Here is a 24,379-nt window from a genome sequence, read left to right on the forward strand (position 1 = left end):
TAGCGGTTGAAGATGCTGATCTCCCTTACATTGTATCCTGTCAGGTCAAAACTGTCGTTCTTGTCGTTGCCGTCTGGGGAGATACCTTTTTGGATTTTACAAGAAGTATTGGCAACCGTTATAGGTTCGCTTACAGAACATCCATCTGCAGTGGTTACCGTTACGGTAAATGTTCCTGGAGATTTCAAGATGATTGTATTACCCTCAGCTGTATTCTCGAAAACCGCATTATTTGATGCTGACCAAACATAAGTTGATGTAAGAGGGTCAAACGATCCATTCGATGGTATTGCGACAAGTTTGTAATTATTTGAATCACATCCTTGCTCAAATTCAACTTGTATTGAAGTTGTATTTTCATCTACATCTGTTTGGAATGAAGATATACATCCTAGAATATCAACTTCTAAAGTATAAGTACCAACTTCGTTAGCTGTAAAAGTTGCTCCTTGACCTTCAACACCACTTGGAGTAGTCCATGTGTAGGTTGCGTCAGGATTGTTTATATCAAAATTGGTAGGCGTGAATGATAAAGTTACGTTCTGACCTGGGCATATCACGTAAGGTTCACCATCGAACGCTATTTGCCAATTTGCTACACTTTCTCCAACAGTAATTGTTTCTGGACCACTGATACAGCCTTGAATATCTACCATTACTGAATAGGTTCCTGGAGCATCAATAGTTGTTGAATTAGTCGTTGAAACTACTTCGCTTCCATCTACCAAAGTAAATGTATAAGTAACTGGCAATCCGTTTGGATTATTTGTAACATTCACAGAGAGTGTTCCAGTTTCATCTGGACATAAATCAGCTGGAGCTGTCAAGTCGAAGATCCAAGTTGTGTTTGCATTTGTAATTTCAAATGTTTGAGTAGCAATACAACCTGAATTGTTTACGGTTACTGTATAAGTACCATATCCTGCTTCTCCATTGATTGTTAATGAACCTGAAGTTTCGGCAAGTGTATCTGTGCCAAATGTCCAAGTATAACTTACTAGAGCTGGATCAAAATTATTGTTTGTTGGAGAAACTGTGATCGTTGTGGTTCCTTCTGGACAAATTTCTTTTGAACCTAATAATGTAAATTGAGGCGTAAGGTCTTGAACAATCAAATCAAAATCAACCACTTGGAAACATGAAGTTCCTAAGTAATTTACCCTTACATAAATAGTTTGACCGTTTGTTCCTGGGAATTCTTCCAAATCTTCAACCGGAATAGCATTTTCCAAAACATTGTTTTCAGCATCTTCTATTGTCAAGAAATAGATAGCTTCGTGCGTAGCAGGTGCAAAAGGAGATAAAATCTGTACTCTCGTAGCCTCTAAGTTGAATATTCCATTTCCTGAAGCATCACATAGTACTAAGTCATTTGGAGTTACTGCATTTTCATCAATAAAGTATTCTACGATAACTGAATCTTCAGTAACACAATCAGTTCCTATGAAGGTTGATTGAATTTTATATGTTCCTTGTTGCGTTACAAGTAAAACAGGTTGTGTTTCGCCTGGAATAGGTTCAGTACTGTCGTTTAGGAACCATTCGATATTATACAAAGTTGGGTTTAAACCTGAATCCAATGTTACAACATCACCTTCACAAATCGCAGTTCCTTCAGAAACTAAGAAATCTTCTGGAAGTTCTATATTACCGATGTCAAAACTTCCTCCTTTTAGGAATACCGCAGAATCCAACGAAGTATCTTCTCCGAAAGGACCATAATCTGCAATTACCATCTTAATATGATAGGTGTTTCCTGGAATCATTGTGTAAATCCCTAATGTAGTAGCAGTTAAAGGACGCGTAACACCATTGAAATTGATATTTGCTCCAATTTCTCCCGCCTCATTAGCATAATAATTTTCAAAATGCTCTACATTTTGTGATTCACATTGAGAATTATATTGTCCATCTCGAATGTTAAGTACTGAAACTGGAATTGTAGTACCAGGGATAACGGCTAAGTTTATAGGAGCTGTACCTGCTGTTACATCTGTTAGTATAAAAGCAAAAGCATCACTATAATCACACTGATAAGTTCCGTATTCTTCAGAAGCAAAAATAAAATCAAAATTGATAAAATCTTGCAGTGCTACGAAATCAAATTCTAAAGAGGTGGCATTTGCTAAAGTTCCAGTAATAGGAGGGTCTTGTGCTGCTAAAATTGCAGATAAATCTGCGTCTCCGCCAAGACCACCGTTAGAAAGTACACTGTTATTTGGTCCTGGAGCAGCCATTGCGCTACCACAAGTAAGGACAATACCATCTTCGAATGGGAAATCTGACTGATCTTTATTGAAATATCCAATTCCGTTTGTAGTTGCAGTTGTACCTGTTGAATAAGTGATATTAGTTACCGTTGCACATTCTGATTTGATAAGAATATCGGTTACCAACTGTTCTTTGGTATATAAACTGGTGCTTACTGTGATTGGAGGCAAGATTGTGCCTATGCATAAATCAAATGTTATGTCTTGAAGCGTACTTGCTGCTGACCAAACTCTTATTATATATGTATTTCCAACAGTCAATCCATCTGCAATACTTTGATTATCAGCGCTACAGTATTCTAATACTAAGCTGTTGCAATCAACGCCTCCGTATAATGAATGATTAAGATCATCACTTAAACTTCCTACAACATTTTTTAGATCGATGATGTGTTTAGGACTGGTTGCAACAAATTTAAACCAAACGTCATCATCTTCTGCTCCCGCACAGCTGCTCGACTGTGGAGAAGCTGTTGCACCAGTAATAGCTCCAGGAGTTACTGTATTACATACCAATCCGTCGTTAACAGTTGCAACAATCGCCGTAGAACATTCGTCATTGGTAACTGGGGCAGGAGTAGTGATACATAAAGTAAAAGAGCTGTTTCTTGGATTGGTTGCTGTACTTGTTTCTTTAGAAAATACTCTTATTTTGTAGGTTGTATTGATTGTTAAATTGTTTGCAATACTAACATTCGGATCACTGCAATAAAGTTGTACCAGATTATCACAATCTGTTCCTTCGTATAGAACATGATTAATGTCTGTTGAAGTTCCAACAATATTACTAAAAGTAATGATATGGATATTTGAAGTAGCCACAAAGCTGTACCAAATATCATCATCTTTACCTCCACTACAAGTTGTTCCTTGAGTTGAGAGTGTTCCTCCTAATGTATTTCCAGTAACAGAATCTGCACAAACTCTAGTTGGATTTACAGGAACTTGAGTTGCCGCGCTACATTCGTCATTTACAGGTTTTGTAATAAATGATTTAGGATTTAAGATTGTCCAAGTACTGATATCTGTTGGAGAACAAATTGCTCTTACATAATAGATATAGGCAGTTCCAGGTGTTAAGTCTTCAATGATGTATGGGTTTTCGTTTACATCTGTTAGATAATAGCCAGGAACACCGGTGTTTAAAGGAGTATAATTAACAGGAGGTATTGCTCCTACTGATGGTACTGCATAAACTTCCCACTGTTGTTCTGATCCGCCAGCTGTCCAACTAAGTTGGGCAGTAGTTTGGGTAATATTCTCTACTAAAAGATTTGTTGGTTTAGGACAAGTTGGAGGCGTACAATGTCCTAATATATCGTCTGAATATAAAACCGTAAGGGGAGTTCCCTCGCCAGGCAGTTTTGTATAAATAATATCCGTAAACGGGCTTTGGATGGATACACCAATGTTTTGCGGGTTGCTACCTGCTACGCTCCAATACAAATCAATTGGAACATCAGTACAAAGTAAAACCTCAACACCATTGGCGTTATTGATTAAAGAAGCTCCTAATGTTTTAACAACGATTCCGTTTTGGCGAACCTCCATTCTTGCATTGTTCCAGCTATTACCGGTTGCAGTTGTCAATTTGAATCTGTAAAGACATTTATCTGTATCCGCACATGTAACGGTATTGAATACTATAGGGCCTGTCCATGTACTTGGATCATTTCCACCACACACTGCTCTTACATAATAGTAATAAATTGTAGCAGGATCAAGATCTGTTGGTGTTAGAGAAAGTGCTCCTGTTAATCCAGGGTAATATCTGTCTCCAGATGTAACAACTGGAACCACGCCCGGAGCTGCTGGAGCCTGAGCCTGAGGTCCTGCTTTTAATAATAAAACTTCCCACTCTGTTGCAACTCCACCTTCTTCCCACTTTAGTTCAGCACTGTTTAATGTAATACTTGTTTCTGTAACCGATTGGTTGATTGGTTTTGGACATGTAGGTAATGTAATAAAAGTATGAACAGCCGACCAAGGTGAATTGTTTGGTGTGTTACATACTACTCTCACATATACATCATATAATGTATCTGCCAATAAACCGTTTGGAATAGTGTGAGAGAAAGGAGTCGATGATCCATTCACTCCTGATGCCATTGGAGTTGACAATGCATCTGGTGCTGGTTGGCCTGAAAGAACATAATAAATTTCATATCCAACATTCTCCGTTCCTGGAGCTGTCCAATTTACGGTTGCTCCGATTGTTGTGACGAATGTTGTGTTTACTGCGGTTGGTGCAATATCACATCGTGGCGTATCACATTCTACTATACCATTATATACTACAGATCCAGGAGTACCAGTTCCAGCAGGTTTTGTAAAAATAGTTTGTCCGAATGAATTGATTATCGAAAGGATACATTGTTGTGGTTGACTACCTGCAGTTAACCAGAATACATCAAATGGGACGTTGTCACACATTGTTACTGTTATGTCAACTGGACCACCTCCGCCAGTAAATGTTCCACCAATTGTGTTTACTGGTGTTGATGCTGGAACTACCGGAAGAACAATTCCATTTTGTCTAATTTGCATTCTAGCACCGTTCCAACCATTATTCGCAGAATCGGTCATTCTAAAAGTATATGTACACTGGTCTTCAGGAGCACAAATGGCAGTATTAAATACAAATGGTCCTGCCCATGCACTGTAAACTCCAGGTGAACATTCAGAACGCACCCAATATTGATAAAGATGTGCAGTTTGTAATCCTGTTAATGGCATTCCAGCCACTCCATCATTGTCAATAAATTCAATATAGGTACCAGGGCCATTTGGTATTGGCTGGCCCGCATCTTGCACGGCAACTTGCCATGTAGTAGCTGTTTCAACTTCTGTCCAAGAGGCATTTCCTCCATCTAAAGTTGCATTTGCTTGATCAAAACCTAAACCTGTAGGCATTTCACAATTTTCATATTGTATGATAAGATTATAAGCGAATGTAGGTGTTTGAGAAGCCGAAGAAACTACGATATAATAATCTTCTCCTGCAACTACTGGAAAGTCATCTATGAGTCTTACATCTGAATTTGTATTTGCAACACCAGCCAAACAGCTGACACTAATGTCTGAACATTCATTATATACAAAAACAGATGTTCTTGCGGCACCTGGAGTCAATTTAATACTAATCAATCCAGCTGTTGGGGCAACAAATTTATAGATAACATCATTACCTGCTAGATAGTTTGTGCCCGTTGGTAAAGCGCCACAACCTGTTCCTTGGGAAGCCGTAATAAGATTAAGAAAATCTCCTGTGTTAGCGTCTGTTTCATAAGGAAGTGATGTTACGGTTATAGGATCAGTACATACTGTTCCGAAAGCGTATGTGCTAAAGAAAAAAGGACCTGCCCAATCACTGAATACATCATCATCACATTCTGCCCTCACATAGTATTTATAATCCATCCCTGGAATTAATCCAGTTGCAGTAAAACTAGTTGCACTACTTGAAGTATCCATAACTAATGGGCTGTCATCCCCAGGCTGAGAAGCGGTTGCAGGAACCACAGCATATTGAAAATTAATAGCTGTTCCTTGATGCAACCATGAAAGTAATGCCGATTCTGAAGCTATAGTAGGGACATCAAGTCCAGAAGGACTAAAGCATTTTTCTGTTACATTAACATCATCAATTATCCATCTGTCACCACCCATTCCAATAGTAGTTTGAGTATGAACCCTAACAAAAGCTATATATACTTGCTGACCAGCGGTTAAAGTTGGAGTAAGATTGACAATCTTTTCCTCAAAACTATCAAAAACCACATTCATTTCCGGCTCTGTCCAATCTTCTAATAATTGATATTGCGAAATATCTCCTTGATTGGCCACATCCGTAGAATATCGAACTTCATAAATAGTTCCTTGGTTACCACTGATGGCCTGATGGGCCTGAAAACGCAACTGTCCATTTTCAGGAACTGTTACGAGATGGGTGATCAAGAAATCCCTAGAAGTATTGTTTTGTCCAATTTCTTCAGTTCCAATAAACATAGATTGGGTCCCGTTGACAGTTGTTGCTGCGGCATTAACCAACCTCCAACTTTGGGCCATACCCACACCGTTGTCCGCTCTCATCCAATTCGTAGGAAGACCGCTTGGATAGGGCGTTATTTCGTCAAAATTCTGTGGGAATCCTTGCGAAAACCCATACAGGGAAAACAAAAAAGTTAATAATAAAAATGTAATTTTTTTCATAAAATGAAAATTTAGGTAGTTTAATATAGTTTCGTAGTTTAAGAATTTCCAAATTTAACAAAAATTAAGATTAATATGCGCAAAAACATTTATTTAACTAATTAATTTCTAATTGTTAAGATAAATATGTCTTAAGAAAATATCTTGTTAAAATTCATTACATTTTTATTAAACAGCAAGTATGTAAACATATGTTTTCAACATTTCATATATTTGAATTCTCAAAAAATAAATAATGCAAGCATTTCCGAACAAAAAAATTTACTTCGCATCCGATCAACACTTTGGAGCGCCTACAGCCGAAATGAGTTTTCCAAGAGAAAAACGTTTCGTGAAATGGCTGGATGAAATTAAAGTGGATGCCGAAGCTATTTTTTTATTGGGCGATTTATTTGATTTTTGGTTTGAATATAAAACTGTTGTTCCAAAAGGTTTTGTGCGGGTTTTAGGAAAGTTGGCTGAAATTCGCGATAGTGGGATTCCGATTTATTTCTTTGTTGGCAACCACGATTTGTGGATGTCCGATTATTTTGAAAAGGAATTGAACATTCCGGTTTACCACGATAATAAAGAATTTATTTTTGGAAATAAAACCTTCCTGATTGGTCACGGTGATGGAAAAGGCCCGGGCGACAAGGGGTATAAAAGAATGAAAAAAGTGTTTACCGCTCCATTCTCAAAATGGCTGTACAGATGGCTACATCCAGATATTGGCGTTACTTTGGCGCAATATCTTTCGGTTAAAAACAAGTTGATTTCGGGCGATACAGATGTGAAATTCTTAGGAGAAGAAAACGAATGGTTGGTTCTTTATGCCAAACGAAAGCTCGAAACGAAGCATTATAATTACTTTATTTTTGGACACCGTCATTTGCCGATGAAGCTTACGGTTGGAGAAAACTCAGAATATGTAAATCTCGGTGATTGGATTGGTTATTTTACCTATGGTGTTTTTGATGGCGAAAACTTTGAACTGAAGGAATACAAAAATTAGTTCATACCCACTCCATAAATATATTCTTCTAGTTTTATTTTGAATAAAGTGCCTTCCACAAGGTCTTTTATTGAGTCGAGTTCCTTCATAGAAACGGCCAAATCTATTTGTGAAACTGGCGTTTTGAGCAAGAATTTCGCACAACGATGCTTCATTTCGCAGTTTTCACAGCATCCGTTTCGTCTAGCACTTTCTTCAATTAAGGTCACAAAATGCTTCAATTCCGGAACCGTAAAATAGAAACCGGTTTCCTTGAAAACCAATTGTATTTTCTCTGATTTCACTACATTTCGCTCTTTCCAATAAAAAGACATTCCGAAGTCGTTGTAATAAATTTGCTCAATTCCTTTCATATAACTTAAGGGCTAATTTGAAACAAATATACTATTTTATTTATACTCATTCTAAATAGAATTGTTAAAGTATAAATTTTGCGGAAATTTTATTTGATGAATTCTGATTCCAATGGCGAAGCTAGCCTGATGGAAATGAAAATCCTTTTGCTTGAAAATGTATTTTTTGCTGATAGAAAAGAGCGACCAACGGAAGCTCCTTTTGTATCTTGCAAAAAACCATTTTCAAGTGAAAGATTGTAATGTACAGCAAGAAAAGCTCTTGAAATTAATTATCCTCTTTAATGTCTTTTAGACGAAGTTGAAGCGTAACGTTGCCGTTCCATTCGTTTTCATCGATGCAATAAACGGCTTGAAACGGTTGGCGATGAGTCGTAATTTCCAATTTATTTCCAAGTCCGAAACCAATTCCGGCAATTCCTTCCGAATTATTTTGCTTGATAAAAAGCCGGATATGCTCTTCGGCCTGACCGATTTTTTTACCAAATCCAGTATCGATTACGCTTTTGGAAATGAAAACGGGTGTCATATTTTGCGGTCCAAAAGGCTCAAACTGTTTGAGTATTCTGATGAATTTTGGAGTTATGTCAGAAAAGTTTAGTTCGGCATCAATCAATACTTCTGGCACTAGCGACTCTTCTTGAATGGTCTCTTTTACGATTTTTTCGAAAGCATTCTTGAAATCTTGATAATTTTCCTCCTTTAAAGTCAAACCAGCAGCATACATGTGTCCGCCAAATTGCTCTAGACGTTCCGAGCAAGCTTCAAGCGCATTGTAGACATCAAAACCTTTTACGGAACGAGCCGAAGCAGCCAATTTATCGCCACTTTTTGTGAAGACCAAAGTTGGGCGGTAATAGGTTTCGATAAGTCTTGAAGCTACGATTCCGATGACGCCTTTGTGCCAATTTTCATGGTAAACTACTGTTGAAAAACGTTCAGCTTCATCCTTTTCAATGATTTGGTTTAAGGCTTCAATCGTTATTTGCTTGTCGAGTTCTTTTCTGTCGACATTGTATTTTTCGATTTCGGAAGCAAATTGAACGGCTTGTTCAAAATCGAATTCCGACAGCAATTCAACCGCATGATTGCCGTGTTTGATTCTCCCTGCAGCGTTGATTCTTGGTGCGATGATGAAAACCACATCGGTAATATCCAAAACTTTTTTCTTCACTTGATGGATCAATGCCTTGATTCCCGGACGCGGATTGGAGTTTATGACTTCGAGTCCGAACTTTGCGAGAATCCTGTTTTCTCCCGTCATCGGAACAATATCGGCTGCGATTGCTGTTGCAACCAAATCCAAATAAGGCAACACCTCTTCAATGGTTTCCCCTTTGTTTTTGCCCAATGCCTGAATCAGTTTGAAACCAATTCCGCAACCGCATAATTCATCATACGGATAGTTGCAATCCTGTCTCTTGGGATCTAAAACGGCTACGGCTTCTGGAAGAAATTCTCCCGGGCGGTGGTGGTCACAAATGATGAAATCGATGTTTCGTTCTTTGGCGTAAGCCACATGTTCGATTGATTTTATACCGCAATCCAAGGCAATTATCAATGAAATTCCATTATCATCGGCATAATCGATTCCTTTGAAGGAAACACCATAACCTTCGTCGTAACGGTCGGGAATGTAAGTGGCAACATTCAGATAATAGGATTTCAAATAGGAAGCAACGAGCGAAACGGCTGTCGTTCCATCGACGTCATAATCACCGAAAACCATAATGTTTTCATCGTTTTCGATGGCTTTTTCAATTCTTGAAACCGCCAAATCCATATCTTTCATCAGATACGGGTCGTGCAAATCATCTAAGGAAGGTCGGAAAAATTTTCGGGCATCTTCATAGGTTTCGATACCACGTTGCAGTAAAAGTGAAGCAATGTTTTCTTCAACATTTAGCGTTTGAGCCAAGCTTTTTATTTGGCTTGCTTCTGGTTTTGGTTTGATTGTCCAACGCATTTTTGTATGGCTTTTAAAAATTAAATATTTATTATTACAATTATTTATTTTTTGAATTTGAACCATTAAGGAATTAAGTTTCATTAAGCTAACAATGCCTTAATCTTTTTTAATTGCTTAATGGTTTAAAACCAATGCTTCTTCTTCAAATTGAATTCCATCCCAACCAAATTGCATAAAATTTCGAATATTTTGATGGTCGGTTGCTTCAGGATTTTGCAGAACATCTTTAAAATAATAAGCTCCGAAACAAGCCAATGTTGCTTCTTTTGAAAGATTGTTCAATTTCGCGAAAGCAAATATTTTACAAGAGCCATTATTTTCTCCTACATTATTATTTTGATTACCGTTTTGGAAAGCAGTTGGTGTAAATTCATAATTTGCTTCAATAACCTGTATTGTTTCTTGAAAGGTTATTGATTTTGGATTTGCTTGAAGTTGTTCTAAAAAAGCTGTAATGGTCATTATGATTTCGAATAATTAATGTTCACTTCCACTTTTGCAAATTGACGGAACATTTCCATCACGCCACAATATTTATCTACCGAAAGATAAACGATTTTATGAAGTTTTGCTTCGTCTAAATCCGTTCCAAAGAAATTATAATTTACACGAACGGTATGGTAAAATTTTGGATGCTCCTCGGTCAAATCGCCTTCGACATCAATGGTAAAAGTATCAATTTCAGCTCTCATTTTTTCAACCAACGAAGCAATGTCAATTCCCGTACAACCCGCTAATGAAGCCAGCATCATCGATTTTGGTCGCAAACAATCGTTGTTTCCACCAAACTCAGTATCCGAATCCATCTTTATGATTCCGCCCGGGTTTGTAGCTTCGAAAGTCATATTTCCGAGCCATTTTGTATATACTTGATGTGTGTTCATAAATTTAAAGATTGAAGGATTTAAAATTTAAAGATTAAAATCTTCGCAAATTTATTTCGTCGATTTCCCAGCAACCACAACCACAATTTCACCTTTTGGTGGTTTTGCTTCGAAGTGTTTCAAAACTTCTGTTGCTGTTCCTCGAACGTTTTCCTCGTGCAGTTTTGATAATTCTCTTGAAACACAAACTTGTCGGTCTTCGCCAAAATAGGTGATAAATTCCGCCAAGGTTTTTACCAATTTATGAGGCGAAACGTATAAGATCATCGTTCTCATTTCTTCGGCTAAAGCCAAATATCTCGTTTGTCTTCCTTTCTTTTCAGGAAGAAATCCTTCGAAAATAAATCGGTCGTTTGGCAAACCGCTATTGACCAAAGCGGGAACAAATGCGGTTGCACCTGGCAAACATTCAACTGTAATATTATTTTCAACACAAGCCCTTGTGAGCAAAAATCCAGGGTCGGAAATCGCCGGAGTTCCTGCGTCTGAAATTAAGGCAATGGTCTCACCGGCTTTTAATCTGGAAATTAAATTCTCAACCGTCTTGTGCTCGTTGTGCATGTGATGGCTGTGCATGTGCGTTCCGATTTCGAAATGCTTTAGCAATTTTCCGCTGGTTCGGGTATCTTCTGCTAAAATCAAATCGACTTCTTTCAAAACCCGAATCGCACGAAAAGTCATGTCTTCGAGGTTTCCGATTGGTGTTGGAACAATGTATAATTTTGACATTTATCTTATTTAAACTTTTGCTCTACAACTTCAAGAAAACGTGTTTCAAAATCTTCTTTTCCTTTCCAGTCATTGTAATCTGGTTTTACCAAATCTTCAATAAAATTTTTGGCATCTTGAAACGTGTTGAAGGTGTTCAATTGCGAAATTACTCTATTGAAATCTTCGTTGCTTCCGGCAAAAAGCTGGCTTACAAACCCAACCTTGTCGTTCAACCCGAATGTGATTCCTTTTGTAATCTTGATGCCATCGTATTGAGGAGCCTCAGGAAATTCTCTTTTAGCTGGTTCTTCGACTTCTTCTTTTTCTGGAGCTTCTTGAACTTCTTTGAATTCTTCGATTTCTTCTACCACTTCAGCCTTTACAGGTTCTGGTCCTTCCTCATGCTTCTTCTCGATTTCAGCCTTTATGAATTCCAATTCTTTATAATCAGAACCTAAGAAATCTTCAAAAATAATCTGGTGTCCCGATTCTTTCGCAACTTCTTCAACTTCGTCTTTTTTATCAAAAGCCAATTCAAAAGTGGGTACAAATAAATCTTCTTTTTTCTCTTCTGATTTGCTTTCTGCTGGAGTTTCTTCTTCCTCTTCTTCAACTGAAGGTTCTTCTTCTTTTTCAACCGCAACTGGCTCCTCTTCGTCTTCGCTTTCGGCTACAGCCTCTTTTTCAACATCCGAAACTTCTTCTTCTGGAGTTTCTTCTTCGGCAACTTCAACTGTTTCTTCTGCTTCTTTCTCTTCCGTTAACTCTTCTTCTGTTGCTTCATCGGTAGTTTCTTCCTCCACTTCATTTTCCTCCGTCACTTCTTCTTCCGCCTCAGATACATTTTCCTCTGGAGTTTCGGCTACAGTCGTTTCTTCAACTTCCTCGTTTGATGGTGTTTCTTCCACTACAACCTCTTCTTTTTCCTCAAAAGTCGCTTCCAATTTCTCTTCCACTTCCTTGTATCCGATAGTTGGTTTCGCCTCTCCGAAATTTTCTTCTACAAACCTTAAAACTGATAATTTCTCATACAGCTTTTGCGTTTCCTGATGCAGTTGCACCAGTTCCGATTTGTTTTTAAGCTTTAAAATTCTGTGTGCGATGCTGATTAATTCGGCTTCCAACTTTTTTTTCATAACTTTTAAAATTATAGTGAATAAGGCGTGTCTTTTTTAATATTTTTGTTATCGTTACAAAGTAAAAAAAACTAATCCTTTTTAAGGCTGAAAAATACAAAATGTTTCTCGAAAATACAGTAAATCATAAAGAACAATTTGGATGGATTGAAGTAATCTGCGGTTCGATGTTTTCGGGTAAAACCGAGGAACTCATTCGAAGGCTGAAAAGGGCTCAATTTGCCAAACAAAAAGTTGAAATTTTCAAGCCTTCTATCGACACCCGTTACCATGATGAGATGATTGTTTCACATGATACAAACGAAATCCGCTCGACTCCTGTTCCCGCTGCCGCAAACATTCGAATTTTGGCACAAGGATGTGATGTAGTTGGAATTGATGAAGCGCAGTTTTTTGATGATGAAATTGTATCCATTTGTAATGATTTGGCCAATTCAGGTATACGCGTTATCGTAGCCGGACTCGATATGGATTTTAAAGGAAATCCTTTCGGACCAATGCCTGCCTTGATGGCAACTGCCGAATATGTTACCAAAGTTCACGCCGTTTGTACCCGAACGGGAAATTTAGCCAATTATAGTTTTAGAAAAACCGATAGCGACAAATTGGTTATGCTTGGCGAAACGGAAGAATACGAGCCCTTAAGCCGTGCCGCTTATTTCAATGCAATGAAAAAAAACCAAGAGTAATTCCTACTTCAATATAATCAACAAATTTATTCAATTTTATATTTGTACGAACAAATTTATTATATTTGTACGTACAACATCATTCTTCTGTCTTATGGATGCAAAATTGACCTTAAAGTTTGACAAACAAATTGTTGAGAAAGCAAAAGAATATGCTTCAAAAAACAATAAAAGCTTGTCGCGAATTATAGAATCTTATCTTCAACTTCTAACTTCAAAAGAAAAAACAGAAGATACAGAAGAAATCGCTATTTCTGATTTTGTTAAAAGCCTTTCCATCAAAACGAATGTTCCTTCGGATTTGGATTATAAGAAAGAATACGGCGATTATTTAAATGAAAAATACAAATAAATGATACGCCTATTTTTAGACACTAATGTAATGTTGGATTTGCTTTGCGAAAGAAAACCATATTACGATTCCGTTGCGAAAATAATAATGCTGAAAGAAAATGATGAGATTCAATTGGCTGTTTCGTCACTTTCTTTTGCAACCTGTCACTATGTAATGTCTAAAATTACTGATAAAAAATCGGTTTCAGAAGTTTTAAAAAAGTTCAGAATTGTTTGCGAAGTTGCAGATGTTGATGAAAGCAATATCGACAAAAGCTTATTTTCAAAATTCAATGATTTTGAAGATGCCGTCCAATATTATTCCGCTTTAAAATCAAAATCGGATATTATCATTACTAGAAGCGCAAAGGATTTCAGTCTATCAGAAATCCCAGTTTTGTCTGCCGAAGAATTTCTTTCATCCATTAATAAAAAATAAAAATTGGCACTTTCCATCCAAAATATAATTCCTAAAATCGGAGCCGAATTCCACGGTACTAATCCCGATTCTAAAATAGACAATGTTTCCATCGACAGCCGTTCGTTGCAAAACAACCAATCAACTTTGTTTTTTGCTTTGGTTGGCCCGAATAACGACGCTCATATTTATCTTGAAGAACTTATTGCAAAAGGTGTTCAGAATTTTGTTGTGACATATATTCCTGAAAGCTTAAACAGCAAAGCTAATTTCTTAAAAGTAAAAAACACTACTGAAGCTTTACAGCAATTTGCTGTTTTTTACCGAAATCTATATTCGTTTCCTGTAATTGGAATCACGGGAAGCAACGGAAAAACCATCGTCAAGGAATGGTTGAATTTTTTATTGAGTCCGGATTACAATATCATTAGAAGTCCAAAGAGTTACAATTCACAAATTGGGGTTCCGCTTTCGGTTATTTCCATAAATGAAAAACACAATCTCGGAATTTTTGAAGCCGGAATTTCCACCATCAACGAGATGCAGAAACTCGAACCCATCATAAAACCAACTATCGGATTATTGACCAATATTGGTTCGGCTCACGATGAAGGTTTTTCGAATTTGGGCGAAAAAATAAAGGAAAAACTCAAGCTTTTTCCGAATGTTGACGTGTTGATATACAACAAAAACAAAACGATTGATGCTTTTATTAAAAATGTAAAAACGTTTACCTGGAGTTGTAAAGACAGGGAAGCAGATGTTTTTATTTCTAAAAAAACAATACTCGACAAGACGCTTTTGCATATTGATTTTGGCGACCATCATTTCGAAATCAAGATTCCATTTTTGGACGATGCTTCGATTGAAAATGCCATCCAATGTATGATGGTGCTGTTACATTTTGGCTACGACCATAAAACCATTGAAAACCGAATGGAGTTGCTTTTCCCTGTCGAAATGCGACTTAAAGTCAAAAATGGCATTAACAATTCGACTTTGATTGACGACAGTTACAGCTCGGATTTTCAATCGTTGAAAATTGCGTTGGATTTTCTCGAAAGCCAAAAGCATCACAAGAAAAAAACGTTGATTCTATCTGATATTTTCCAAAGTGGTTTAGACAAGGAAGAATTATATGCAAAGGTTTCGCAATTGATTATTTCGAATAAAATCAATCGTGTGATTGGTATCGGAAGTACCATTTCTGAATTTAAAAATAAATTTCTGAACAGCATCACTTTTCAAAATACTGAAGATTTTATCAATGCTTTTGATAGTTTGTCTTTCGGAAATGAAACTATATTAATCAAAGGAGCACGAACGTTTGAATTTGAAAAAATCGTGGCTTTGTTGGAAGAGAAAACACATGAAACGGTTTTGGAAATCAACCTCAACGCCATCAACCACAATCTGAATTTCTTTAAATCGAAATTAAATCCGGAAACGAAATTAATGGTGATGGTAAAGGCTTTTGGGTACGGAAATGGCGGTTTTGAAATTGCGAAATTGCTCGAACACCATAAAATTGATTATCTGGGTGTGGCTTTCGCCGATGAAGGAATTTCGCTAAAAACGGCTGGAATCACAACACAAATTATGGTTTTGAATCCCGAAAATACAAGCTTTCCTGCGATAATCCAGCATCAATTAGAACCTGAGATTTACTCGATAAAAGGCCTGAATGCCTTTTTGAAAATTACCGAACAGAAAAAATTACATCATTATCCAGTTCATATAAAACTCGACACCGGAATGCACCGACTCGGTTTTCAGGAAAATGATTTGGAAGAATTGATTGCTACTTTAAAAAATACGCCTTCGATAAAAGTAAAAAGCATCTTGTCGCACATGGCAACTAGTGACGATTTGAATCACAAGGAATTTGCGCTTTCGCAGATTGATTTGTTCGAAAAACTATCTTCAAAATTGATGAAAGAATTGAAAATCCAACCAATTCGTCATATTTTGAATACATCTGGAATTTCTAATTTTCCGGAAGCACAATATGACATGGTTCGTTTGGGTATTGGACTTTACGGCATTTCCAATGATTCGGAAGAACAACATTATTTGGAAAATGTAAGCACGTTGAAATCGATTATCTCCCAAATCAGAACCATTAATGAAGGCGAAAGTGTTGGCTATGGCCGAAGATTTATGGCGAACAAAACCACTAAAATTGCCACAATCCCAATTGGTTATGCCGATGGAATTTCGAGAAGTTGGGGAAACGGACTTGGTTTTGTAACCATAAACAATCAGAAAGCGTTTATTGTAGGGAGTATTTGCATGGACATGCTGATGGTAGATTGCTCCGAAATCAATTGCAAAGAAGGCGACCAAGTGATTATTTTCGGCGAAAGTCCAACCGTGAATTTAATTGCAGAAAAAACGCATACAATTCCGTATGAAATTCTGACCAGCATATCCCAAAGGGTAAAAAGGGTTTTTTACAGGGAATAAATTTTGCATAAATTTTAAATGTTAAAAAAATTATTTAATTTAGCTCAAACAAAAATTAACTAAACAAAAATTAAGACTATGGGAATGATTTCAGAATTTAAAGCCTTTGCGATGAAAGGCAATGTGGTGGACCTTGCAATCGGGGTTATCATTGGAGCTGCTTTTAGCAAGATTGTCACTTCTTTTATAGAAGATGTAATTACACCACTTTTACTAAAACCAGCTTTAGAAGCTGCAAATCTTACCAAACTGGAAGAACTTACCATTTTTGGTTCGGTAAAATACGGAATGTTTCTTTCTGCCGTTATTAACTTTTTAATCGTTGCATTCGTTTTGTTCCTTGTAATCAAAGGAATCAATGCTTCAAGAAAGAAAGAAGCTGCCGCTCCTGCTGCGCCACCTGCTCCAACCAATGAGGAAAAACTATTGATGGAAATTCGTGATGCGCTGAAAAATAGATAATTAGATAAATACCGCTGCATTATATATTCTAACTAAACCACGTCAAAAGGCGTGGTTCTTCTTTTTGTAAATTTTTAAAACAATTTGTTATATATTTTAAATTCGTTTTTTCAATTGTTTTATTATCTACTTTTGTACCATCAAAAAAATAACTCTTTTACTTTAATAAATATACAATATGAAAGTTGCTGTCGTTGGTGCTACCGGAATGGTTGGCGAAGTAATGCTTGAGGTTTTAGCAAAAAGAAATTTTCCTGTAACTGAATTGATTCCAGTTGCTTCTGAGAAATCAGTTGGAAAGGAAATCGAATTCAACGGAAAAAAATATAAGGTGGTTGGTTTGCAAACGGCAGTTGATATGAAAGCTGATATCGCTTTATTTTCGGCTGGTGGAGAAACTTCTTTGGAATGGGCTCCAAAATTTGCGGAAGCGGGAACAACTGTCATTGATAATTCTTCGGCTTGGAGAATGCACGCTGATAAGAAATTAATTGTTCCTGAAATCAATGCTTCAGAATTGACAAAAGACGACAAGATCATTGCTAATCCAAACTGCTCGACGATTCAGATGGTTTTGACTTTAGCACCATTACACAGAAAATACAACATAAAGAGAATCATTGTCTCCACTTACCAATCGATTACCGGAACTGGTGTGAAAGCCGTTCAGCAATTGGAAAACGAATATGCAGGAGTTCAAGGCGAAATGGCTTACAAATATCCAATCCACCGAAATGCAATTCCACAATGTGACGTTTTTGAAGACAACGGCTACACAAAGGAAGAAATGAAACTGGTTCGTGAAACCCAGAAAATTTTGGGCGATAAAACGATTGCTGTTACCGCAACTGCCGTTAGGGTTCCAATCGTTGGAGGTCATAGCGAAGCGGTGAATGTTGAGTTTTCGAATGACTTTGATGTGAACGATGTTCGTCAGATTTTGCATGAAACCGATGGCGTTGTGGTTCAAGATAACACGGATACTTACACGTATCCGATGCCAAAATATGCACAAGGAAAAGATGAAGTTTTTGTGGGAAGAATTCGTCGCGACGAAAGTCAACCGAATACTTTAAACATGTGGATTGTGGCGGATAATTTAAGAAAAGGAGCGGCTACAAACACTATTCAAATTGCTGAATATTTAGTTGCGAATAAATTGGTATAAAATCAATTAAAAAAATATTTTCAAATCCGTTTTATTTCTAGCATTTATAAAAATGTTAAAATAAAACGGATTCTTTTATTACCATATTACCTTTGCGTTTGATGAAGAAAAAATTTGCCATAATAAATCTGTCCTTGATGGTTACCGTATTGTTCGCAATACTGTTCCAATCACTGCATTCTTATGAGCACATTTTAGAGGATAAAGCTACGTTCACGCATCTTGATTCTTCCAAAAAGGACGTTCACGCAAACGACCATAACCACGAAAAATGTTTTGTCTGCGAATTTACCTTCAGTAGTTTCGTCGGAACTGAATTCACATCTTTTCAATTCAAGCAATCTTTTGAAGCTATTGCTTATAGCTTTTTTTACAATGAAACCCCTTCCTTTTTTTCAGGAAGCCAATCTTCACTTCGAGGTCCGCCTCAATCTAATTGCTAATTAATTTTGAGCATTTTGCTCTTTCTCGGACGGTTTTCTGCTGAAAATCAGTCCTAATTATCATTTTAGATTTTTCAAAAACCAATGCGCTATTTCATTGCTCTTGTTTTCCTATTTATTGGAAATCAATCGCTTGTATATTCCCAGAATACAGTCAGCGGGAAAATTACAAGCCAAAAAAACGAACCGCTTGATGGAGCTCACATTCATGCAGGTCAGCACTTTGCTGTCAGCAATCCTATTGGAACTTTTTCGATTGATTTGCCTTCCGGCCAAAATCGTATCGTGGTTTCCTATATTGGATACAAAACGGTTGACACGCTTTTGAATGTGACTAATGATGCCGTACTGAACATCAAATTGAAGGAAGATATTTCTGCTCTTTCTAATGTTGTTGTAAAGGACAAAAACATCAAGACCAACGCGACATCCGACAGGAAAGAACTCAAGATTGCGCAGCTCGAAAAATACAGCAGTGGCAGTCTGGGTGATGCGTTGAAGGAAATCAGCGGTGTATCTTCGTTGAAAACTGGAAATACGATTGTAAAGCCTGTCATCAATGGTTTACACAGCAGTCGGGTTTTGATCATCAACAACAATGTTCGTTTGGAAGACCAACAATGGGGATTGGAACACGCACCAAATCTCGACATCAATACAGCCGGAAAAGTTTCGGTCATAAAAGGTGCTTCGGGATTGCAATACGGTGGTGATGCAATTGCTGGCGTTGTGATTATTGAGCCTTTGCCTTTGCCTGTGAAAGATACGCTTTACGGAAAAACCATCCTGAACGGTGCTTCAAACGGTCGAGGTGGAAGTATTTCTTCATCGCTTTTCAAAGGCTATCAATCGGGTTGGAACTGGAATCTGCAAGGCACTTTTAAATATCTTGGCGATGTTGAAGCACCCGATTACGTACTTTCCAACACCGGAAACCGTGAAAAGAATTTCTCTGCCGGATTGGGTTATAAAGGTGAAAGCTCAGGCTATTCCGCTTTTTTCAGTTATTACAATGCAACCATCGGAATTTTAAGGGCATCGCATACTGGAAACATTGCCGATTTGGTGAACGCCATCGACAACGGAAGGCCAAGTACAATTAATGATTTCACGTATAATATCAATGCTCCAAAGCAGGAAGTGCAACATTATTTAGGCAAACTAAACTATTACCAGACATTTTCAAACTTTGGAAAACTGACCTTTCAATATGCTTTTCAGTTGAACAATCGTCTGGAATACGACATACGAAGAGGCGTTGCAAAAAACAAACCTTCTCTGGATTTGTCACTATCGACACATTCCATGCTTGTTGATTTGGAAACCTCTTCGAGTGAAATTTCAAAATATAAATTTGGAATCAGTGGGGTTTATCAGAACAATGTTGCCGATATTGATACAGGCGTTCGTCCTTTGATTCCTGATTATGACAAATATGAAGCGGGTGTTTACGGCATTGGCACATTTGCCATGGGTGAAAAATTAGAATTAGAAACCGGCTTTCGTTATGATTTCAGCCGAATCGATGCCACGAAGTTCTATCTTAAATCCAGATGGAACGAGCGGAATTATGATGCTGATTTTTCAGACATCATCATCGGAGATTTTGGAACACAATGGAAAACCAATCCTGTTTTTACCTATCATAATTTGTCGGGAAGCATCGGGACAAAATATCAAATCAATCCGAAGTTGAAATGGTTTTCCAATCTGAGTCTGGCAAGCAGAAGTCCGAATCCATCGGAACTGTTCAGCGACGGATTGCATCATTCTACAGGACAGATCGAATTGGGAGATTTGCGATTGGAGAAAGAGAAGGCTGTTAAAATTTCGACTGCTTTCGCTTACTCTTCCGATAAATTTGCTTTCGAAGTTAATCCTTATTTAAACCTCATCAATGATTTCACCTTGCTTGAACCAACAGGTTTGGAACAATCCAACAGAGGTGCTTTCCCTGTTTGGGACTACCGTCAAGTAAACGCCAGAATGATGGGGATTGATGTCAGTGCAGATTATGATTTTGCAAAAAACCTCAACTACCATTCAACATTTGCCTACGTTTATGGAGAAGACCAAGACAGCAAGGAAGCCTTGATAGACATGCCTCCTGTTAATTGGAACAACGAAATTCAATTCAGGAAACAAAACTGGAATAATCTGATTTTGGGGCTAAAAAGTGAATTGGTTTTTACCCAAAAACGCTTTCCTGACAATGATTTTATCGTCGATGTTCCGGTGGATGGGGAATTTGTTCCGACTTTAGTTGCCATCAGCCGGCCTCCAAAAGGCTACAATCAATTGCATTTCAGTTCTGAAATGAGCTTTGCGACTTTTGAAAAATCTAAGATTACAATCGGATTCAATATCCAAAACATTTTCAACACGAACTACCGAGATTACCTCAACCGTACCCGTTTTTATGTGGACGATATGGGGCGGAATTTCACGGTTCAATTAAAATTCAATTATTAAAAATTTAAAATTTACAAAAAATGAAAACCCTTAAATTAGTACCATTCGCTTTAATCGCATTGCTTTCTTTCAATTCTTGCAGTAACGACGATAACGCAAGCCTACCTGTAAACGAAGAGGAAGTAATTACAACCGTAACGGTAACACTTACGCCTGAAGGAGGAGGAATTCCAGTTGTTTTAACCTCAAGAGATCTGGATGGAGACGGTCCGAATGCACCCGTAATCACTTCAACTGGTAGCGTCGTAGCATTGACAACTTATAATGGAACCGTTTCCTTATTGAATGAATTGACCAATCCTGCCGACAACATTTCTCTTGAAGTATTAGAAGAAGGAGATGACCACCAATTCTTTTTCAACGCAACGGGAGGTTTGTCAGGAACATTCGCCTATGCTGACCAAGACGAAAATGGAGACCCAATTGGTTTGTCGTTTAAATTTACAGCTTCGGCCAATACCCAATCTGGAAATTTAACCGTAATCCTAAGACACGAGCCGAATAAAGCGGGAGCAAATGTTGCATCAGGAGATATTACAAATGCTGGTGGCGAAACAGATATTCAAGTTACATTTCCTGTAATTGTTCAATAATTGAATTAATTGACAATATAGAAAAACCGTTTCTCTGGGAACGGTTTTTTTTTATTACTCCAATTTTCATGCAATTAATTATCAATAGTTTACAAATTTATTGTTAAATTTATAAAATTAATAATCCTTTAAATATTTTATTATGAATTCAATGTTTACTAAAATCGTAAGAATTTTTCTTGGAGTGATTCTTCTAGTATCGGGACTCAACAAACTATTCGGATTTATTCCTACTCCTGCAGGCGATTTGATCGAATCATTTGGACGAGTAGATTACATCTTTCCTGTTGTAGCCGTTCTAGAAATTGTTATCGGAGCGATGCTTTTGGCAAAAAAATGGATCGCATTTGCCTTGATATTATTAGCGCCAATTGCCATCAATATTCTACTTTTTCATATCTATTTGGACTTTGCTGGAATTATCCCTGCCATAGTAATCGCAGTTTTAAATGGAATTTTGATTTATAAACATTGGTCACAATATAAACCGCTATTTAACTAATCTCTAACAATGGTTTTGTTATTTTTGTCAAAACCAAAACTTTCATCAATGAAAAAAGTACTTTTAACATTGGTTGTAACTTCTTCTATGACCACATTTGGACAAATCAATTATCCTAAGACTGAAAAAAAAGTAGTGGATAATTCTTATTTCGGAACCACTATTCATGACCCATACCGTTGGCTTGAAGATGATAAATCGGCTGAAACAGCATCTTGGGTAAAAGCCGAGAATGAAGTAACCTTCAATTATCTTGAAAAAATTCCCTTCAGAAAAAGCTTGAAGGAAAGAATGGAAAAGCTATGGAATTACGAAAAAATTTCAGCTCCATCAAAAAGAGGAAATTATACGTATTACTATAAAAACAACGGACTTCAAAACCAATCTGTTTTATACAGAAAAGACAAAAATGGCAAAGAGGAAGTTTTCCTAGACCCTAATACTTTTTCTGCAGATGGTTCTACTTCTTTGGCAAGTATGTCGTTTACTGAAGATGGTTCTTTAATGGCTTATGCAGTTTCGGAAGCAGGAAGCGATTGGAACAAAATCACGATCCTTGATGCTGTGACCAAGAAAAAACTGGAAACAGAAATCGTAGATGTAAAATTCAGTGGTATTTCGTGGTACAAAAACGAAGGTTTCTACTATTCAAGCTACGACAAACCTGAAGGAAGCCAGCTTTCGGCAAAAACAGATCAGCATAAGTTGTATTTCCATAAATTGGGAACGCCTCAAAAATCAGATAAGGTAATTTTTGGCGATAAGGAAAAAAGAAGATACGTTGGTGGTGGTGTTACAGAGGACAACCGCTATTTGATTATTTCTGCTTCTACATCTACTTCTGGAAACGAATTGTACATCAAAGATTTGACAAAACCAGACAGCAAGATTGTAACGATTGTAGATAATTTTGAAACCGACAACAGCATCATCGAAAATGTAGGTTCAAAATTATACATCATCACCAACAGAAATGCTCCTAACCAAAAGGTAGTTACTGTTGATGCTTCTAATCCAACTCCAGAAAACTGGAAGGATTTTATTCCAGAAACTAAAAACGTGCTTTCAGCAAACACTGGTAGCGGTTATATTTTCGCCCAATATATGAAAGATGCTGTTACACAGATAATGCAATACGATTATAATGGAAAATTGGTAAGAGAAGTCAAACTTCCAGGCGTAGGTTCTGCAGGTGGTTTTGGAGGTAAAAAGGACGAAAAAGTATTGTATTATTCGTTTACCAACTACACCACTCCGGGAACTATTTATTCGTTTGACCCAAAAACAGGTACTTCAAAAGAATACGAAAAGCCTAAGGTTGATTTCAATTCTGCCAATTACGAGAGCAAGCAAGTATTTTATACTTCAAAAGACGGAACAAAGGTTCCAATGATCATTACCCACAAAAAAGGTTTGAAACTGGACGGTAAAAATCCAACCATTCTTTATGCTTATGGTGGTTTCAACGTGAGCCTTACACCATCTTTCAGCGTTTCAAATGCGGTTTGGTTGGAGCAAGGTGGTATTTACGCTGTTGCGAATCTACGCGGTGGTGGCGAATACGGAAAAGAGTGGCACGATGCAGGAACACAATTGAAAAAACAAAACGTTTTTGACGATTTCATCGCTGCAGGCGAATATTTGATTGCTCAAAAATATACCTCTTCTGATTTCTTGGCCGTTCGCGGAGGATCAAACGGTGGTTTGCTGGTTGGAGCAGTAATGACGCAACGTCCAGACTTGATGAAAGTAGCTTTGCCAGCCGTTGGAGTATTGGATATGTTGCGTTACCATACCTTTACAGCCGGTGCTGGATGGGCTTATGATTACGGAACTGCCGAAGATTCTAAAGAAATGTTCGACTATTTAAAAGGCTATTCTCCCGTTCATAATGTAAAAGCAGGCGTTAAATACCCAGCAACCTTAATAACAACTGGAGATCATGACGACCGTGTGGTTCCAGCACACAGTTTTAAATTTGCAGCCGAATTGCAAGACAAACAAACGGGTCCAAATCCTGTTCTAATCAGAATCGAAACCAATGCAGGTCACGGAGCTGGAAAACCAGTTTCCAAAACAATCGAAGAGATTGTAGACATCCAAGCATTTACACTTTATAATATGGGATTCAAAGAATTGCCTAATAAAATATAAGCCCATTTTTGCTCCAAAACGAAAGCATCCGCCAATTATGACGGATGCTTTTTTATTTTCTATTCGTATCCTTAGGTAGGGACAAATCATACATTTAAAATCAATCTCTTTGTTAGGTTAAGTTGACCATTTCTCTGTAAAATCATACTA

General features: G+C 37.4%; 20 protein-coding genes. 13 read left to right on the forward strand and 7 right to left on the reverse strand.

Annotation, left to right across the window (positions count from 1 at the left end; genetic code table 11):
- On the reverse strand, nt 1–6,482 hold a 6,482-nt coding region (locus ACI6PS_RS06540; RefSeq protein ID WP_421011748.1), incomplete at its 3' end, for a choice-of-anchor L domain-containing protein.
- A gap of 235 nt (nt 6,483–6,717) precedes the next feature.
- On the opposite strand from ACI6PS_RS06540, the gene ACI6PS_RS06545 reads away from it, so the two are divergent.
- Nucleotides 6,718–7,476 carry a UDP-2,3-diacylglucosamine diphosphatase gene (locus ACI6PS_RS06545; RefSeq protein ID WP_421011749.1) on the forward strand — a complete coding sequence of 253 codons (759 nt, stop codon included), beginning with the start codon at nt 6,718–6,720 and terminating at the stop codon, nt 7,474–7,476.
- Here the strand turns inward: ACI6PS_RS06545 and ACI6PS_RS06550 are convergent.
- Nucleotides 7,473–7,829 carry a hypothetical protein gene (locus ACI6PS_RS06550; protein ID WP_421011750.1) on the reverse strand — a complete coding sequence of 119 codons (357 nt, stop codon included), beginning with the start codon at nt 7,827–7,829 and terminating at the stop codon, nt 7,473–7,475. The genes ACI6PS_RS06545 and ACI6PS_RS06550 overlap by 4 nt on opposite strands.
- A 96-nt stretch (nt 7,830–7,925) precedes the next feature.
- Between ACI6PS_RS06550 and ACI6PS_RS06555 the strand changes: the two genes are divergently transcribed.
- Nucleotides 7,926–8,072 carry a hypothetical protein gene (locus tag ACI6PS_RS06555; RefSeq protein WP_421011751.1) on the forward strand — a complete coding sequence of 49 codons (147 nt, stop codon included), beginning with the start codon at nt 7,926–7,928 and terminating at the stop codon, nt 8,070–8,072.
- Nucleotides 8,073–8,097: 25 nt separating this feature from the next.
- Here ACI6PS_RS06555 and recJ read toward each other — a convergent pair whose 3' ends face one another.
- From recJ to ACI6PS_RS06580, 5 genes are all read right to left on the reverse strand, one after another.
- Entirely contained in the window at nt 8,098–9,795 is a 1,698-nt protein-coding gene (recJ, locus tag ACI6PS_RS06560) for a single-stranded-DNA-specific exonuclease RecJ (RefSeq protein ID WP_421011752.1), read from the reverse strand.
- Between the two features lie 117 nt (nt 9,796–9,912).
- Nucleotides 9,913–10,260, reverse strand: coding sequence for a HopJ type III effector protein (locus ACI6PS_RS06565; RefSeq protein ID WP_421011753.1), 348 nt, complete (start codon nt 10,258–10,260; stop codon nt 9,913–9,915).
- Nucleotides 10,260–10,682, reverse strand: a complete 423-nt coding sequence (locus ACI6PS_RS06570; RefSeq protein ID WP_421011754.1) for an OsmC family protein — start codon at nt 10,680–10,682, stop codon at nt 10,260–10,262. Before ACI6PS_RS06570 ends, ACI6PS_RS06565 begins: the two co-directional genes overlap by 1 nt.
- Before the next feature lie 51 nt (nt 10,683–10,733).
- Nucleotides 10,734–11,411, reverse strand: a complete 678-nt coding sequence (gene rsmI / locus ACI6PS_RS06575; protein WP_421011755.1) for a 16S rRNA (cytidine(1402)-2'-O)-methyltransferase — start codon at nt 11,409–11,411, stop codon at nt 10,734–10,736.
- A gap of 5 nt (nt 11,412–11,416) precedes the next feature.
- Complete coding sequence (locus ACI6PS_RS06580; RefSeq protein ID WP_421011756.1) at nt 11,417–12,529, reverse strand: hypothetical protein; 1,113 nt, start codon at nt 12,527–12,529, stop codon at nt 11,417–11,419.
- A gap of 101 nt (nt 12,530–12,630) precedes the next feature.
- Here ACI6PS_RS06580 and ACI6PS_RS06585 point away from each other — a divergent pair, with 101 nt between their 5' ends.
- The 11 genes from ACI6PS_RS06585 to ACI6PS_RS06635 all read left to right on the forward strand — a co-directional run bounded on the left by ACI6PS_RS06585 (nt 12,631) and on the right by ACI6PS_RS06635 (nt 24,229).
- A complete protein-coding gene (locus tag ACI6PS_RS06585) occupies nt 12,631–13,218 on the forward strand; it encodes a thymidine kinase (protein ID WP_421011757.1) in 588 nt (195 codons plus the stop codon).
- Between the two features lie 94 nt (nt 13,219–13,312).
- Nucleotides 13,313–13,570, forward strand: a complete 258-nt coding sequence (locus tag ACI6PS_RS06590; RefSeq protein WP_421011758.1) for a DUF6364 family protein — start codon at nt 13,313–13,315, stop codon at nt 13,568–13,570.
- The gene (locus tag ACI6PS_RS06595) at nt 13,571–13,990 is read left to right on the forward strand and encodes a type II toxin-antitoxin system VapC family toxin (protein ID WP_421011759.1); all 420 of its coding nucleotides are present in this window, start codon (nt 13,571–13,573) and stop codon (nt 13,988–13,990) included. It begins immediately after the preceding gene.
- A 3-nt stretch (nt 13,991–13,993) separates the two neighbouring features.
- Complete coding sequence (locus ACI6PS_RS06600) at nt 13,994–16,435, forward strand: bifunctional UDP-N-acetylmuramoyl-tripeptide:D-alanyl-D-alanine ligase/alanine racemase (RefSeq protein ID WP_421011760.1); 2,442 nt, start codon at nt 13,994–13,996, stop codon at nt 16,433–16,435.
- Between the two features lie 78 nt (nt 16,436–16,513).
- Nucleotides 16,514–16,897: a large conductance mechanosensitive channel protein MscL gene (gene mscL, locus ACI6PS_RS06605; protein WP_421011761.1), complete on the forward strand. Its 384-nt coding sequence runs from the start codon at nt 16,514–16,516 to the stop codon at nt 16,895–16,897.
- Nucleotides 16,898–17,075: 178 nt separating this feature from the next.
- Nucleotides 17,076–18,065: an aspartate-semialdehyde dehydrogenase gene (locus ACI6PS_RS06610; protein WP_421011762.1), complete on the forward strand. Its 990-nt coding sequence runs from the start codon at nt 17,076–17,078 to the stop codon at nt 18,063–18,065.
- 101 nt (nt 18,066–18,166) lie between these two features.
- The gene (locus tag ACI6PS_RS06615) at nt 18,167–18,508 is read left to right on the forward strand and encodes a hypothetical protein (RefSeq protein WP_421011763.1); all 342 of its coding nucleotides are present in this window, start codon (nt 18,167–18,169) and stop codon (nt 18,506–18,508) included.
- Between the two features lie 84 nt (nt 18,509–18,592).
- Nucleotides 18,593–20,980 (forward strand): TonB-dependent receptor domain-containing protein, encoded by a 2,388-nt coding sequence (locus tag ACI6PS_RS06620; protein ID WP_421011764.1) that lies wholly within the window; start codon nt 18,593–18,595, stop codon nt 20,978–20,980.
- Between the two features lie 20 nt (nt 20,981–21,000).
- Nucleotides 21,001–21,573, forward strand: coding sequence for a type 1 periplasmic binding fold superfamily protein (locus ACI6PS_RS06625; RefSeq protein WP_421011765.1), 573 nt, complete (start codon nt 21,001–21,003; stop codon nt 21,571–21,573).
- A 142-nt stretch (nt 21,574–21,715) separates the two neighbouring features.
- On the forward strand, nt 21,716–22,075 hold the full coding sequence (locus ACI6PS_RS06630; RefSeq protein WP_421011766.1) for a DoxX family membrane protein: 360 nt from the start codon (nt 21,716–21,718) through the stop codon (nt 22,073–22,075).
- A gap of 48 nt (nt 22,076–22,123) precedes the next feature.
- Entirely contained in the window at nt 22,124–24,229 is a 2,106-nt protein-coding gene (locus ACI6PS_RS06635) for a prolyl oligopeptidase family serine peptidase (protein ID WP_421011767.1), read from the forward strand.
- The last annotated feature ends 150 nt before the right edge of the window (nt 24,230–24,379 follow it).

Source organism: Flavobacterium sp. PLA-1-15 (assembly GCF_049060005.1).
GTDB lineage: Bacteria > Bacteroidota > Bacteroidia > Flavobacteriales > Flavobacteriaceae > Flavobacterium.